This is a genomic window from Bartonella queenslandensis (genome assembly GCF_018155095.1).
Taxonomy (GTDB): domain Bacteria; phylum Pseudomonadota; class Alphaproteobacteria; order Rhizobiales; family Rhizobiaceae; genus Bartonella; species Bartonella queenslandensis_B.
Window position 1 is genome coordinate 1 of the sequence record NZ_NAAI01000031.1, and the last position, 848, is coordinate 848.

General features: G+C 42.0%; 1 protein-coding gene. It reads right to left on the reverse strand.

Going from position 1 to position 848, the window contains the following annotated elements:
* A partial coding sequence (locus tag B5V81_RS08585) for an autotransporter domain-containing protein (protein ID WP_212113099.1) occupies nt 1-848 on the reverse strand: 848 nt, incomplete at both ends.

Here is an 848-nt window from a genome sequence, read left to right on the forward strand (position 1 = left end):
GCATTGATACCAACGCCACCTTCAAGAGAGGTTCCTGAGGGGTCTCGTTTATAATCCTTATCAATATGGATTGCTTGATCATCACCAAAGGTTTTGATCAAATTTACTTTTCCATAGAAAGACATAGGACGGCTGTTTTCAGTGGAAATGGCTTTTGTTAAACGTCCACCAACACGGATCAACCATTGAGAAGGATTTTGCATGTCAATGGTCAGATTATCAGCATCTTTAATGGTATCAAACATCAAATGTTGATAGGCAAGCTGTGCTTGTGGCTCAAACGTTACGCCTTGAATACCCGTTGCAAATTGTTTGCCAACAGTTGTGGAGATCGATAACATTTTGGCATTTTTCAATTTTGCGGTTGTACCAATGAGGGCATTGGTGATATCTCCTTTTATGATACCGTAGGATAACAGCGTATCAATATAGAAACCGTTGTCATGTTGTATGGTTCCATAGGCTGTGAGGGACCATTTATCCAGAGTGCTTTTCCCAGCATCTTGCATGTCCTTTGGCGTAAAGGATAGTTGTCCATAAGTACCTACAAGACCCAAATGTGTTGTGGTATTGTGTCCTTCCAGCGCTGCGAAGTTAACTCCTCCTTGGAGAGCGGCATAGCGAAGATGAGCACCGCTATAACCATATTGATGAGGCGCGTTTTCAGAGGATAAAGTTCCTGTGCTTCCATAGGTGTATAAGAAGAAACCGTTCTGTTTTTCTTGTTGTTTTCCTACGACAGATGTTCTGAGATTGGCTAACAAGGCATTTTGTTTTGCTATATCTGTCAATCCACTATAGAAGAGGGCATTGGGCATGACCAAATAGCTTGCCATTTGTGCTACAGG